The sequence below is a fragment of the Planomonospora sp. ID67723 genome (assembly GCF_015711605.1).
Lineage (GTDB): Bacteria > Actinomycetota > Actinomycetes > Streptosporangiales > Streptosporangiaceae > Planomonospora_A.
In genome coordinates this window covers 260,190-273,920 of the sequence record NZ_JABTEZ010000006.1, presented here as the reverse complement: position 1 = coordinate 273,920, position 13,731 = coordinate 260,190, and the positions used below count along the sequence as shown (strand labels likewise).

Here is a 13,731-nt window from a genome sequence, read left to right as displayed (position 1 = left end):
ACTCCAGATCATGGGCGTGGAACACGAAAGAGACGGGGCGACCGGGATCGCCGGTCACCCCGATTGTGGCATCGGGCGCCCGCTTCCCGAACCGCCGGGGAACACGGGCGGAGACGGCTCCTAGACGATCACGAGCTCGCGGGGACGGTGGTTGACCCGCTCGCCGCCGTCCTCGGTGCAGATCAGGATGTCCTCGATGCGGGCGCCGTGCGCGCCGGGCAGGTAGATGCCCGGCTCGACGGAGAAGGCGAAGCCGGGGGCCAGCGGCTCGGCGTTGCCCGTCACGATGTAGGGCTCCTCGTGGGTCTCCAGGCCGATGCCGTGACCGGTGCGGTGGATGAAGTACTCGCCGTAGCCCTCGGCGGCGATCACCTCGCGGGCGGCGGCGTCGATCTCCTCGCACGGCACGCCGGGCCGTACGGCGGCGCAGGCGGCCTCCTGGGCGCGCTGGAGCACGTCGTAGTACTTCAGGAAACCCGCCGGCGGCTCCCCGACCGAATAGACCCGGGTGGAGTCGGAGCAGTAGCCGCTGGGCATCTGGCCGCCGATGTCGACCACGACCGGCTCGCCGGCCTGGATGACCCGGTCGGACAGTTCGTGGTGCGGGCTGGCGCCGTTGGGTCCCGAGCCGACGATGACGAAGTCGACGGTCGCGTGGCCGGCGGCGATGATGGCGTCGGAGATGTCCCTGCCCACCTCGCGCTCGGTCCGGCCCGCCTTCAGGAAGGCGGGCACCTGCGCGTGGACGGCGTCGATCGCGGCGCCCGCCTCCCGCAGCGCGGCGGCCTCGGCCGGGCTCTTGCGCATGCGCAGGCCCCGCAGGACGGTCCCGGCCAGTACCTGCTCGGCGCCGGGCAGGGCCTCGCGGAAGCGCAGCGACTGCATCGCCCACATGCGGTCGGCCAGCCCGACCCTGCCGACCGCGCCCAGCCGGGCGGCCACGGCCGCGTAGGGGTCGTCCGTCTCCTCCCAGGGCACGAACTCGACGCCGAGCCGCGACGCCGGGGAGTGCTCGGCGGCGGCCAGCTCCAGGCGAGGCACCATCAGGAAGGCGTCGCCCTCGGCGGGCAGCACCAGGCAGGTGAGCCGCTCCAGCGGCAGCGCCTCGTAGCCGGTCACATAGCGCAGGTCGGGGCCGGGGGTGAGCAGCAGCGCGTCGAGCCCGGCGGCGGCGGTCGCCTCCCGGGCGGCGGCCAGGCGGGCGACGGGATACAGGTCAGAGGACTCCTTTGTCACATGGACCAATCTAATCCGGGAGGGATCAACGACGCACCGCCCCCGGCGCCACGGCTGAAATCCCGAAAGGTTGGCGCTGGTACGAACCCGTCACTACACTCCGTGCAATGACGTTCACGTTTCGCCGACAGAGCGTCCGCGTCGACCTCCCTGGCTGAAGGCCCCGAAAAGCTTCGACGGCCGTGAAGACAGGGCACCACCCCCGCAGAGCGGTCCCGGAAGCACCCGTCGCCGGCGTCTCCGTCCGCCCCGGCGCGCCACCGGCCACATCCTCGGCACGAACAAGGACGAACCATGCAGACCGTATGCCTGGCCCTCCCCGGCCCGGAGACCCGCCCGTACCCGGTGGTGATCAGGTGACCGGTCCGGCGTCCCCGGCCACCGTCCCCACGATGGAACGGCCCGGCGACGAGCCGGCCGGGCGCGCGGCCGCCGAGAGCGGGGTCCTCGCCGCCCGGCTCGCCTGCGCCGAGCGGGCCGCCTCCGACTCCCGGCAGCGGCTCCTGGAGATCAGCGAGCAGGCGGCCGAGGAACGGCACGTGAGCACCGCCCTGCGCGAGGCGGTCATGCCCGGTCCCGGCACCACGATCGACCTCCCGCACGCTCGTGTCACCGTCCGCTACGTCCCGGCCAGCGCCCGGACGGGCCTCGGCGGCGACTGGTACGACGCCGGCCTCCTGCCCGACGGGCGGGCGGTGCTGGCCATCGGCGACGTGGCGGGGCACGGCCTGCCGACGATCGCCCGGATGACCCGGCTCCGCCACGCCCTGACCGGCCTGGCCATGACCGGCGCGTCCCCCGGGCGGCTGCTGGCCTGGCTCGACGGGCTGGTCCTGCAGCGCATGCCCGAGACGACGGCCACCGCGGTCGTCGGGCTCCTCGACCCGGCCACCGGCGTGTTCACCTGGGGGCAGGCCGGGCATCCGGCGCCGGTCCTGGTCCGCGACGGAGCCGCCGTCCAGCTCGACCCGCCCGCCGGGGTGCTGCTCGGCAGCGGCTGCGGCCTGCCGTACGAACCGGCCGAGGTCCGCCTGCGCACGGGGGACCGGCTGCTGCTGTTCACCGACGGGCTGGTCGAGCGGCGCGCCCGCGACATCGACGAGGGCCTCGCGCTGGTCCTGGACGCGGCGGAGGGTCTCCCCCGCGGCGATCTGGGCACCGGGCTGGACCGGCTGATCGAGACGGCCTGCGGGGGCATTCCCGAGGATGACGTCTGCCTGCTGGCGGTCGACGTGCTCGGATAGCGCCCGGACGGCAGCCCGCCCGGGGCCGCGAGCCCGTCACCGGGGGCGGCTCCGGCGTCCGGGGCCGCGCCCGCTCTCCGGGACCCGGCCCCGGAGCGCCTCCCGGATGTCAGCGCCGGTTGGTTGAATGGGCGCCATGCCCGGACTGATGATTCTCGACACGCCCTCCCTCTACTTCCGCGCCTTCTACGGGGTACCGGAATCGGTGACCGCCCCGGACGGGATGCCGGTCAACGCGGTCCGCGGCCTCGTCGACATGATCGCCATGCTGGTCCGGGACCACTCCCCCGACGAGCTGGCCGCCTGCATGGACGCCGACTGGAGGCCCGCCTTCCGGGTCACGGCCATCCCGTCCTACAAGGCTCACCGGGTCGCGGCGGACGGCGGGGAGGAGATCCCGGACACGCTCGCCCCGCAGGTGCCGGTGATCGAGCAGGTCCTGGACGCGGCGGGCCTCGCCCGCCTGGAGGTGGCCGGCTACGAGGCCGACGACGTCATCGGCACGCTCACGGCCCGCTCGGCCGGCGGGGTGGACATCGTCACCGGTGATCGGGATCTGTTCCAGCTGGTGGACGACGTCCGGCCGGTCCGCGTCCTTTACACGGTGAGGGGAGTCAAGAACGTCCAGCCCGTCGACGAGGCCGCCGTCGCCGAGAGATACGGCATCCCGGGCCGCGCCTATGCCGACTTCGCCGTCCTGCGCGGGGACCCCAGCGACGGCCTGCCCGGCGTCCCCGGGGTCGGCGAGAAGACCGCCGCGGCGCTGATCACCCGGTTCGGATCGCTGACGGCCCTGCTCGCCGCCGCGGACGGCGACGGCGGCGGGCTGACCGCGGCCCAGCGGGCCAAACTCGCCGCCGCACGCGACTACCTCGCCGTCGCCCCCGAGGTGGTCCGGGTGGCGGCCGACGCGCCGGTCCCGGAGATGGACCTCGTCCTCCCCGTCAAACCCCGCGACCCGGGGGCGCTGGAGGCCCTCGGCACCCGGTACGGCCTCGGCGGCCCGCTCAAGCGGCTGGCCGCCGCCCTCTCCTGGCAGGACTGACCGACCCGGCCGGCCCTGCGGCGGGCCTGTCCGGCGCGGCCCGGGGCGGACCCACCCGGCTCAGCCCAGGCGGGCGAGCGCCTGCCGGGCCTCGGCCGCCACGCCGCGGCGGGCGCCCTCGTCCCCGAGCTCCAGCACGTGCCGCAGGGCCAGGCCGTAGGCGTGGTCGAAGGCCCGCTCGGCGGGAAGGTCGATGTCCGGGGCGATCCCGACGCCCTCCCAGTTGGTGCCGGTGACCGGATTGATCGCCCGGCCGGAGGGCACCGCCGACTTCAGGTGGGCGTCCACCCGGTAGCGCACGCCGGGATGGGCCCCTCCCCTGGTCCGCTCGCCGACGACGGTGGCGCGCTTGCGGGTCTGCAGGTCGTAGGCGAGTTCCTCGGCCCCGGAGAAGGTCGTTCCGCTGGTGAGCACGTAGACCGGCTTGGTGCCGCCGAAGCGCGGTCCCGGCACGAAAGGCAGCGTCCAGGACTGGGCGGTGTCGCCGCTCGGGCGGTCGTAGATGTCGTTGAGGTGGGTCGCCTCGTCGAACAGGTAGCTGCACAGCAGCGCGACCATCGCCGGGTCGCCGCCGCCGTTGCGGCGCACGTCGATGATCAGTGCGTCGGTGAAGGCCACCAGGTTCATCGCGGCGATCGCGGCCTGCCCGGCGACATCGGCGCGCGCCATCTGCCGGGTGTCGAGATAGCCGACGTTGCCGTCGAGCCGCTCGACGCGCGCGAACCCGTGCCCGGCGAGCTCGGTCTCGGCACGGTAGAGGGCGGCGTCGAAGAACTCGTCGCCCTCCTGCTCGGGGATCGGGTCGACGCTGTAGAGCAGGCGCAGGTGCTTGTCCCCGTTGACCGACTGCAGGTCCTCGGTCACCGCGGCGGCGAAGGCCTCGTCGTCCGCCAGTCCCGCGTAGCGGCCCTCGTCCAGCCGGGCGCGGAGCACGCCCACGATGTCCCGGGCCACCTCGGGGAAGACGTAATAGGTGAGCACCTGGTCACAGAGAAGATTGATATGACCGGATCGGCGATCTTTAGGCATGAGCGTTCACCTTAGGGGCATCCGAGGGAAGTCAGCCAGCGGATTACCCGCCCATCCAGAGTGTCCGATGAGGCCGACATGACGAGGAACGGTAGGTTGATCGCCGTGCCGTACACGAGCATCCGAGTGTCCGGAGAGTCCCGTCCGAGACTCGACGATGGTTTCGAGCGGATCCGCCGGGAGCTGAAGCTGCCGGCGGAGTTCCCCCGCGCCGTGATCGACGAGGCCGAGTGGGTCGCCGAGGTGCCCCGGCTGCCCGGAGCCGACCGGACCGACCTGCCGTTCATCACGATCGACCCGCCCGGTTCCATGGACCTCGACCAGGCCCTGCACCTGGAAGAGCGCCCCGGCGGCTACCGCGTGTGGTACGCCATCGCCGACGTCGGCGCGTTCGTCCGCCCGGACGGGGCGATCGACCGCGAGGCGCGCGAGCGGGGTGAGACCGTCTACCTGCCCGACGGGCGGATCCCGCTGCACCCGCCCGTCCTGTCGGAGGGCGCGGCCAGCCTGCTGCCCGGCGCGACCCGTCCGGCCGCGCTGTGGTGCATCGATCTGGACGCCGAAGGCCGGACCGTGGGCGCCGACGTGACGCGGGCGCTGGTGCGCAGCCGAGAGCGGCTCGACTACGACTACGTCCAGACGGCCGTGGAGACCGGGACCGCCGACGGCACGCTGCGGCTGCTGGCCGAGATCGGCAGGCTCCGGCTGGAGCTGGAGCGGGCCAGGGGCGGCGTCGCGCTGCCCACCCCAGAGCGGAGGGTGGTCCCCGACGGGGACGGCTACCGGGTGGTGGTCCGCAGGCCGCTGGAGTCGGAGGCGTGGAACGCGCAGATCTCCCTGCTGACCGGCATGGCCGCCGCCACCATGATGCTGGACGCCGAGATCGGCCTGCTGCGGGTGCTGCCGCCCGCCCCGGACGCCGAGGTGGCCCGGGTCCGCCGGATGGCCGACGCCCTCGGCGTGCCGTGGGCGTCGGAGGACTCCTACGGCGAGGTCGTGCACGCCCTCGATCCCGCGGTCCCCGAGCATGCCGCGTTCCTGCAGGAGTCGATGGTGCTGCTGCGCGGGGCCGACTACGTGGCGTTCAACGGCGAGCCCCCGGCCGAGGCGGCCCACGCGGCGGTGGCGGCGCCGTACGCGCACGTGACCGCCCCGCTGCGCCGCCTGGCCGACCGCTACGCCACCGAGGTGTGCCTGGCGATCGCGGCGGGCGAGCCGGTCCCCGACGAGGTGCAGCGGGTCATGGGAGGGCTGCCGGAGAGGATGCGGGCCACCGGGCGACGCGCGGGCGCGGCGGAGCGGGCGTGCGTGGACCTGGTGGAGGCGTTCGTGCTGCGCGAGCGAGTGGGCCAGACGTTCGACGCGGTGGTCATCGACACCGAGGAGGGCAGGCCGGGAGGTCAGGTCCAGATCTCCGACCCGCCGGTGGTCGCCCGCTGCGACGGCGAGCGGCTCCCTCTGGGCGAGCGGGTCCGGGTACGGCTGACGCGCGCCGACCCCGCCACCCGCGAGGTGCGTTTCAGCCTGGCCTGACGCGGGAGCGGCCCCCTTCCGCGGTCGGGCCCGTCCCGCACCGGCGGACGGACAAGGCCGCGTCCGGGACTCCGGACGCGGCCTCGTTCAGCGGGGGTCGGACTCTCTGGCGGAAGCGCTCCTTTCGTGGGTGGATCCGATGGGGTGGATCTCTCGGGGCCGATCCGGCGGGACGGGGCAGGGCCGGCCTGATGGGGCGGATCTCTCTGAAGGAAAACGAACCGACAGGTCTCGACATGGGGATTTCCGCTCCGGCCCGCCGGAAAACAGACCTCGGGGTTACGTTGCGCTCACTCTGCGTGACAAGGTGTTGGCCGGACGGCCACAGCCGACCACCACGAGGCGCGGCCCGCCCCCGGCCGCCGGTGACCTCCCGGAAACCGGGAGACGCGGTCGCCCCGGCCCGGGGGACCGGTCAGTTGACGGAGGAGTAGGCCACCACGCCACGCCGGAGCGCGTCCATCGCCTTGCCCGCGGTCTGCCTGATCTTGCTGTCCCGGGGGGCCGCGTCGGAGATCTGGCCGAGCAGGTCGAGCAGTTGCTTGATCCAGCGCACGAAGTCGCCCGCGGCCAGCTCCGAGCCGTTGATCCCGTCACCGAGCACGGCGTCCAGGCTGTGGCCCTTGGCCCAGCGGAAGGCCGCCCAGGCGAAGCCGAAGTCGGGTTCCCGGATGAACGACAGCCCGTGGTCGCTCTCGATCGCCTCCAGCTCGCCCCAGAGACGGACCATCGTCGCCAGCGCCTGCTGGGCGCCGCCCGCCGGAATCCTCGGCTGGCGGGCCTCGTCGGCCTGGCGGGACTCGAAGACCAGCGAGGACACGCAGGCGGCCAGCTCGGCCGGGTCGAGATCGTTCCAGAGTCCGGCGCGCAGGCACTCGGCGGTGAGCAGGTCCAGCTCGGTGTAGAGCTGGGCCAGGCGGCGGCCCTCGGCGGTGACGGTCTCGCCGTCGAGGTAGCCGAGCTGGTCGAGCACCCCGCAGACCTTGTCGAAGGTGCGGGCGATGACGTGGGAGCGCCCCTCGACCCTGCGGCGCAGGCCCTCGGTCTCGCGCAGCAGCTTGTAGTAGCGCTCGGCCCAGCGGGCGTGGTCCTCCCGGTCGTCGCAGCCGTGGCAGGGGTGCCTGCGGATGTCGCGGCGCAAGCGCAGGATCTCCTCGTCCTCAGCGGCGTGGTCGCGGGCGCGCGGCGGCTTGCCGAAGTCGCGGTCGCCGATCTTGGCGTGCATGGAGGAGACCAGGTTGGCCCGCTCCTTCGGGGAGCGGGAGTTGAAGTTCTTCGGGATGCGCAGACGCTCGACCGGCTCCACCGGGACCGGGAAGTCGGCCGCCGAGAGCTTCTTGACCTGCTTGCCGATGGTGAGCACCAGCGGGGACGGCCCCTCGCCCCGGGAGTTGAGGCCCGGGTCCAGCACGACCGCCAGCCCGGCGCGGCGCCCGCCGGGGATTCGGATGATGTCGCCGGGGCGCAGCGCCTCCAGTGAGCGCAGTGCCTGCGTCCGGCGGGCCGCGCCGCGCTGGCGCGACAGCTCGGCCTCGCGGTCCGACAGCGCCCTGCGCAGCGCGGCGTACTCGGGGAAGTCGCCCAGGTGGCAGGTCATCGCCTCCTGGTAGCCCTCCAGCGCCTCCTCGTGGCGGCGCAGCTGCTTGGCGATGCCGACCACCGCGCGGTCGGCCTGGAACTGCGCGAAGGAGGACTCGAGCAGCGTCCTGGCGCGCTCCCGGCCGACCTGGCCGACGAGGTTGACCGCCATGTTGTAAGAGGGGCGGAAACTGGAGCGCAGCGGGTAGGTGCGGGTGCTGGCCAGGCCCGCGACGTGCAGGGGGTCCATGCCGGGCTGCCAGTGGACCACCGCGTGACCCTCGACGTCGATGCCGCGCCGCCCGGCCCTGCCGGTGAGCTGGGTGTACTCGCCGGGAGTGAGGTCGGCGTGGGTCTCGCCGTTCCACTTGTCGAGCTTCTCGATCACCACGGAGCGGGCGGGCATGTTGATGCCCAGCGCGAGGGTCTCGGTGGCGAACACGGCCTTGACCAGACCGCGGGTGAACAGCTCCTCCACGACCTCCTTGAAGGTCGGGAGCATGCCCGCGTGGTGGGCGGCCAGGCCGCGCTCCAGGCAGTCGCGCCACTCGAGGTAGCCGAGCACGGCCAGGTCCTCGTCGGGCAGGTGGGCGGTGCGCTCGTCCACGATCTGCCGGATCTCGTGGCGCTCGGCGTCGGTGGTGAGCCGCAGTCCGGCGTAGACGCACTGCAGGACGGCCGCGTCGCAGCCGGCCCGGGAGAAGATGAAGGTGATCGCGGGCAGCAGGCCCTCCGCGTCGAGCCGCTCGATGGCCTCGGCCCGGTTGGGCGGGCCGGGCCGGCGCGGGCGGGGGTAGCCGCGGCGGCCCCTGCCGTAGGCCTGGCGCTCCTCGTCGCGGGACAGGCGCAGCAGGTTGGGGTTGACCAGCGGCCGCTCGCCGTGCTCGTCGGTGACGAACAGGTCGTAGATGCGGTGGCCGACGAGCATGTGCTGCCACAGCGGGACCGGGCGGTGCTCGTCGACGATGACCGACGTGTCGCCGCGGACGGTGCCGATCCACTCGCCGAACTCCTCGGCGTTGCTGACCGTGGCCGACAGGGCGACCAGCCGCACCGACTCGGGCAGGTGGATGATCACCTCTTCCCAGACCGCGCCGCGGAACCGGTCGGCCAGGTAGTGCACCTCGTCCATGACCACGAAGCCGAGCCCGGTCAGGGTGTTGGACCCGGCGTAGAGCATGTTGCGCAGCACCTCGGTCGTCATGATGACGATCGGGGCCTCGCCGTTGACGCTGTTGTCACCGGTCAGCAGGCCGACCTTGGCGGCGCCGTACCGCTTGACCAGGTCGTTGTACTTCTGGTTGGAGAGCGCCTTGATCGGGGTGGTGTAGAAGCACTTGCGCCCCTGCTCCAGCGCCAGGTGGACGGCGAACTCACCCACGACGGTCTTGCCGGATCCGGTGGGGGCGGCCACCAGCACCCCGTCGCCGGCCTCCAGCGCGCGGCAGGCGTCCAGCTGGAAGTCGTCCAGCTGGAAGTCGTAAAGAGCCCGGAACGAGGTCAGCGCCGGCCCGCTCTCGGCCTGGCTCTGACGGAAGGCGGCGTAGCGTTCCGCAGGCGTCGTCATACCTTCAGCCTACCGATATCGCAATTCCGGTCCGTCCGCCGTGCGACGGGACCGGCGTTCACACCGGAGGGCTCAGGTCAGCACCCGCAGCGCGCCGGGGACGGCCTCGCAGACCAGGGGGGTCGGGCCGATCCGCTCGCCGTCGGCGTAGGCGACCACGTCGGGCGCCTGCAGCTCCACCCTGCGGGCCCGCGTGATCGTGACGGCGGGGTGGCCGACGTGGGTGCCCTTGTAGACGCTGGGGAAGGCGCGCAGGAACCGGCCCTTGGGCACGGCGCCGAGGATCATCACGTCCAGCAGGCCGTCGTCGGGCACGGCGTCCGGGCAGACCCGCATCCCGGCGCCGTAGGAGCGGGTGTTGCCGACCGCGACGAGCATGGCCTCGCGCTCGACCACCTCCCCGTCGAGGTCGATCCGGAACGGGATCGGCGTGAAGCTGCGCAGTTCCTCCACCAGCGCCACGAGGTACTTGGCCATGCCGGGCGGCCAGGACAGCCGGTTGGCCCGCTCGTTGACCCGGGAGTCGAAGCCGCAGCAGAGCACGCTGGCGAACCACTCGTCCTGGCCGACCCTGGCGGCGTCGACCGTGCGGACCCGGCCGCGCAGCACGACGTCGGCGGCGGCAAGGGGGTCCTTCTTCGGCAGGCCGAGCGCGTCGGCGATGTCGTTGCCGGTTCCGGCGGGGATGATGCCCAGCGGCACGTCGGTGCCGGCCACCGCCTGCACGGCGAGATGGACCAGGCCGTCGCCGCCGAAGGCCACGAGCGCGTCGGGCCGCTCGGCGACGGCGGTGCAGGCGCGCTCCAGGGCGTCCTGGGGGGAGTCTCCGACGATCACCGAGACCTCGGCGCCGCCCCGCCGGAGCCGGTCGAGGGCCGGGGCGAGCAGGCCGCGCGAGCGGCCGCCGCGGGCGGCGGGGTTGACGAGGACGGCGATCTCTCCGGGCACAAACCGGAACTTATCGCCTACCGGGCCGGATCGGTGCCGTTCGTATTCAAATCGAGAGGAGAGTCATCGCCCGGGAGGCCGGCGTCGTCCGGGAGCTCGGAGGCCTCGTCGTCGGAGAGGTGGGAGAAGTCCTCGCCCTTGGGAGCCCTCTTCTCCCGCAGGTGCATGACCCCCTCGGCGAGGGCGAACAGGATCACCATCGGCAGCGCCAGCGCGATCATCGTGAACGGGTCGCCGCCCGGAGTGGCGATCGCGCCGAAGACGAACATGATGAAGATGACCATGCGCCGGTGCTTGGCGACCGTGGCGCGCGGCAGGACCCCGATGACGTTGAGGAAGACCATCAGCAGCGGCAGCTCGAAGGAGATGCCGAACACGATGAGGAGCACCAACACGTAGCCGAGGTACTCGTCGAGCGTGATGGTCGTGACCGCGTTGTCCGGCGCGAAGCCGAGCAGGATGGCCAGGCCCGTGTCCATCACGAAGTAGGCCAGGGCGGCGCCGGCCAGGAACAGGGGGACGGCGATCGCCAGGAACGTCAGCGAGTAGCGCTTCTCGTTGCGGTAGAGGCCCGGCGTGACGAACGCCCAGATCTGGTAGAGCCAGAGCGGGGAGGTGACGACCAGTCCGAACATCGCGGCGACCTTGAGGTTCACGAAGAACGACTCGAAGACGCCGAGGATGAGGAACGTGCACTCCCCCCGCAGTTGCTGCGACTGCTGCAGGCCGCAGTAAGGCCCGGAGACGAAGGTCCAGATCGGGTCGAAGAAGACGAACCCGAGGACGATCCCCGCGACCAGGCCCAGCAGGGCGACGACCAGCCGGTTGCGCAGCTCGCGGAGATGCTCCATGAGCGGCATGCGCCCTTCGGCCGCGTCCTCGGACGACACGGACCCGTTACGGCCCGGCTTGGGCCATTTCAGCAGTGCCATTCGCGAATCCCGCTCCGAGGAGTGAAGTGATCAGGTGGTGGGCTGAAGCCTACTGCGGCTTCTGGGCACCGGCCTGAGCGCGCAGCCTGGCGGCCTGCTCCTCCAGAACGCGGGCCTGCTCCTCGGCGGACGGCTCGGCGGCCGGCGCCGGGGTCGCGATCTGCTGCGGAGCCGGGGCCACCTGCTGCGCCTGCACGACCGTGGCGGGCTCGTCGTCGTCGCGGAGCTTGGCGGTCTCCGACTTGAAAATGCGCAGCGACCGGCCGAGCCCGCGAGCGGCCTCCGGCAGCTTCTTGGCACCGAACAGCAGCACCAGGATCAACCCGATGATGATCAGCTCAGTGGTTCCCAGGTTGGGCATGACACATCCTTAAGCCGAGCGACATGCAGTCTCTGTGCCGATCGTACGCTGCCCGGGGTGCAGTCTCACCCCTCCCGCGCCTGAATTGTCCCCTTATTGCTGATGAACCCCCTCTACCGGGATGAGGAAAGCGGCGGTAACGATTCGGTCCGGGCCGGGAAAACCGGCCCGCGACGGCCCGCCGTCGTCTCGGAGCCCCGTTCCCCGCTCTTCAGCCCGCCCTGCCGGAGACGGACTCGTAGCGGCTCAGCGCCGCCGCCGCGGCCTCCCGCACGGTCTCGGCCAGCGAGACGGGGGAGACGACCCGGCCGGTGTCCCCCAGCCGCAGCGCCAGCCGGAGCAGCCAGCCCTGGTCACGGGCGCGCAGCGCCACCCGCAGCCGGCCCTCGCCGAGTTCCTCGACGTGCTCGCACGGGTAGTACTCCGCCACCCAGCGGCCCGCGGGGGTGAGCTCCAGTTCCACCAGCTCGTCGGTGGGCGAGGGCCGGAACACCCCGGGCGTCACCTCGTCGGGGACCGCGTCCGCCGGCGGCGCCGCGGTCACGTCGAGCACCTCCACCGAGAGCATCCGGTCCAGCCGGAACAGGCGCACCGCCTCCGCCCGGTAGCACCAGCCCGACAGGTAGGAGCGCCCGTCCACCACGACCAGCCGCATCGGGTCGACCTCGCGCGGGGTGATCTCGTCGCGGCCCGGCACGTAGTAGCGCAGCGAGAGCCTCCGGCCGCGCCGCAGCGCCTCGTTGACCGCGGGCAGCGCGTCGGGGGTGGCGTCCACCTCGACCGCGACCTGGCTGCTGACCGTGGCGGCGCCCTCCCCCGCGGCCTGCTCGAACTTGGCGATGACCCGCGAGAGCGCGTCGCGCTCGCCGAACTCCGGCATCTCGGCGAGCATCCGCAGCGCCACCAGCAGCGCGCTGGCCTCGTCCACCCCCAGGCGGAGCGGGCGGGCGATCGTGTCGGCGTTGTCGATGACGATCTCGCCGCCGTCCCAGGAGACGTCGATCAGGTCGCCGGGGGTGTGGCCGGGCAGCCCGCACATCCACACCAGCTGCAGGTCGTCGATGAGCTGCTTCTCGCTCAGCCCGAAGATCTTCGCGACCTCGGGCACCTGCGCCCCCGGATGGGACATCAGATAGGGCACGAGGGCCAGCAACCTCGGCAACCGGTCGGCCGTGCTCATCTCGGGCTCACCGCGCCGCTCACCGCACCGGTCTCCCTCGGGCTCTTCACTCGCTCGCACTCCTCGTTCGCTGCGGCCGGGCCGTTCACGCCAGGGCCCCCTTCAACCGGCGGATCACCGCATCGCGGGCGTCCGGCGGCCCGATCACCTCGGCGTCGGCGGCGAACCCGGCGACCCACCCGGCCAGCCGCTCGGAGTCGGAGAAGGCGAGCTCCAGCTCGTCCCAGCCCTCACCGGCGGGCCGTACGGCCTTCGCCACCTGGCGCAACCCCTGGCAGGCGCCCTCGCGGACCCGGATGACGGCGGCGCGCTCCACCATCGGGCCGTCGTCACGGTAGCCGACCATCTCCTTGAGGTCGACGCCCTCGGGCACCGTCACGGTCCCCGGGCGGCCCGCGGGGACGACCGGCCCGCTGATCCGGCTGAGCCGGAAGACCCGGGGCGCGTCGCGGTCGCGGTCGTGGCCCACCACGTACCACCGGCCGCGACGGCTGACCACCCCCCACGGCTCCACCGTGCGGGTCAGCACGCTCTCGCCGGCCGCGACGCGGTAGGGGAAGCGGACCGGACGGCGGTCGCGCACGGCCTCCCACAACGCCGGGAAGGCGGGATCCTGGGTGTCCACCCGCAGCTCCAGCGCGCCGCCGAGCATGCCGCCGGTCTCGTCGGTCTCCACTCCCCCGGCGCGCAGCTTCAGCAGCGCCCCGCTGGCCGCCTCGGCCAGGCTGGCCCGCTGCCACACCCGCGCCGCCAGGCCCACCACGGCGGCCTCGTCGGGCTCCAGGGTGATCTCCGGCAGCTCGTAGGCCTGCCGGACGATCCGGTAGCCCGGATCCTCCTCCCAGGGGTCCTTCTGGACCTCGATCGGAATGCCGATCTCGCGCAGCTCGTTCTTGTCCCGCTCGAACATCCGCTGGAAGGCCTCGTCGTTGGCCGAATCGTAGCCGGGTACGGCATGGCGGATGTGCTCGGCGCTCAGCGGCCGCCTCGTCGCGAGCAGGCAGATCACAAGGTTCAGCAACCGCTCGGTCTTCCGGCGCGACATCCGGCCTCCCTCCCTGTTCAAATGACGCTACTC

11 protein-coding genes are annotated in these 13,731 nt (G+C 72.8%); 3 read left to right on the top strand and 8 right to left on the bottom strand.

The annotated features are described in order from the left end of the window. Positions 1–120 precede the first annotated feature (120 nt). Positions 121–1,236, bottom strand: a complete 1,116-nt coding sequence (locus HS041_RS35810) for a M24 family metallopeptidase (RefSeq protein ID WP_307845619.1) — start codon at positions 1,234–1,236, stop codon at positions 121–123. Positions 1,237–1,592: 356 nt separating this feature from the next. Between HS041_RS35810 and HS041_RS35805 the strand changes: the two genes are divergently transcribed. Both HS041_RS35805 and HS041_RS35800 read left to right on the top strand, forming a co-directional pair. Then, positions 1,593–2,480, top strand: coding sequence for a PP2C family protein-serine/threonine phosphatase (locus HS041_RS35805; RefSeq protein WP_307845618.1), 888 nt, complete (start codon positions 1,593–1,595; stop codon positions 2,478–2,480). A gap of 136 nt (positions 2,481–2,616) precedes the next feature. Continuing rightward, a complete protein-coding gene (locus HS041_RS35800; RefSeq protein WP_196445319.1) occupies positions 2,617–3,525 on the top strand; it encodes a 5'-3' exonuclease in 909 nt (302 codons plus the stop codon). Positions 3,526–3,585: 60 nt separating this feature from the next. Here HS041_RS35800 and HS041_RS35795 read toward each other — a convergent pair whose 3' ends face one another. Continuing rightward, positions 3,586–4,506 (bottom strand): S41 family peptidase, encoded by a 921-nt coding sequence (locus HS041_RS35795; protein ID WP_307845617.1) that lies wholly within the window; start codon positions 4,504–4,506, stop codon positions 3,586–3,588. A gap of 126 nt (positions 4,507–4,632) precedes the next feature. On the opposite strand from HS041_RS35795, the gene HS041_RS35790 reads away from it, so the two are divergent. Next, positions 4,633–6,087 carry an RNB domain-containing ribonuclease gene (locus tag HS041_RS35790; RefSeq protein ID WP_196445317.1) on the top strand — a complete coding sequence of 485 codons (1,455 nt, stop codon included), beginning with the start codon at positions 4,633–4,635 and terminating at the stop codon, positions 6,085–6,087. Between the two features lie 415 nt (positions 6,088–6,502). Here the strand turns inward: HS041_RS35790 and HS041_RS35785 are convergent, their stop codons facing one another. From HS041_RS35785 to HS041_RS35760, 6 genes are all read right to left on the bottom strand, one after another. Next, positions 6,503–9,232 carry a DEAD/DEAH box helicase gene (locus HS041_RS35785; protein WP_196445316.1) on the bottom strand — a complete coding sequence of 910 codons (2,730 nt, stop codon included), beginning with the start codon at positions 9,230–9,232 and terminating at the stop codon, positions 6,503–6,505. 72 nt (positions 9,233–9,304) lie between these two features. Continuing rightward, complete coding sequence (locus tag HS041_RS35780; RefSeq protein WP_196445315.1) at positions 9,305–10,180, bottom strand: diacylglycerol kinase; 876 nt, start codon at positions 10,178–10,180, stop codon at positions 9,305–9,307. A gap of 17 nt (positions 10,181–10,197) precedes the next feature. After that, the gene (gene tatC / locus HS041_RS35775; protein WP_196445314.1) at positions 10,198–11,112 is read right to left on the bottom strand and encodes a twin-arginine translocase subunit TatC; all 915 of its coding nucleotides are present in this window, start codon (positions 11,110–11,112) and stop codon (positions 10,198–10,200) included. 49 nt (positions 11,113–11,161) lie between these two features. Then, positions 11,162–11,473 (bottom strand): Sec-independent protein translocase subunit TatA, encoded by a 312-nt coding sequence (gene tatA / locus HS041_RS35770; protein WP_196445313.1) that lies wholly within the window; start codon positions 11,471–11,473, stop codon positions 11,162–11,164. Positions 11,474–11,684: 211 nt separating this feature from the next. Beyond that, the gene (locus tag HS041_RS35765; RefSeq protein ID WP_196445312.1) at positions 11,685–12,653 is read right to left on the bottom strand and encodes a helix-turn-helix transcriptional regulator; all 969 of its coding nucleotides are present in this window, start codon (positions 12,651–12,653) and stop codon (positions 11,685–11,687) included. 85 nt (positions 12,654–12,738) lie between these two features. After that, positions 12,739–13,698: a helix-turn-helix transcriptional regulator gene (locus tag HS041_RS35760; protein WP_196445311.1), complete on the bottom strand. Its 960-nt coding sequence runs from the start codon at positions 13,696–13,698 to the stop codon at positions 12,739–12,741. Positions 13,699–13,731: the final 33 nt, after the last annotated feature.

What these genes read in the sequence shown, in the direction of transcription:
- HS041_RS35800 (WP_196445319.1), top strand. Translation starts at nt 2,617, where the DNA reads ATGCCCGGACTGATGATTCTCGACACGCCCTCCCTCTACTTCCGCGCC.
- HS041_RS35790 (WP_196445317.1), top strand. Translation starts at nt 4,633, where the DNA reads ATGACGAGGAACGGTAGGTTGATCGCCGTGCCGTACACGAGCATCCGA.
- HS041_RS35785 (WP_196445316.1), bottom strand. Translation starts at nt 9,232, where the DNA reads ATGACGACGCCTGCGGAACGCTACGCCGCCTTCCGTCAGAGCCAGGCC.
- tatC (WP_196445314.1), bottom strand. Translation starts at nt 11,112, where the DNA reads ATGGCACTGCTGAAATGGCCCAAGCCGGGCCGTAACGGGTCCGTGTCG.
- tatA (WP_196445313.1), bottom strand. Translation starts at nt 11,473, where the DNA reads ATGCCCAACCTGGGAACCACTGAGCTGATCATCATCGGGTTGATCCTG.
- HS041_RS35765 (WP_196445312.1), bottom strand. Translation starts at nt 12,653, where the DNA reads ATGAGCACGGCCGACCGGTTGCCGAGGTTGCTGGCCCTCGTGCCCTAT.
- HS041_RS35760 (WP_196445311.1), bottom strand. Translation starts at nt 13,698, where the DNA reads ATGTCGCGCCGGAAGACCGAGCGGTTGCTGAACCTTGTGATCTGCCTG.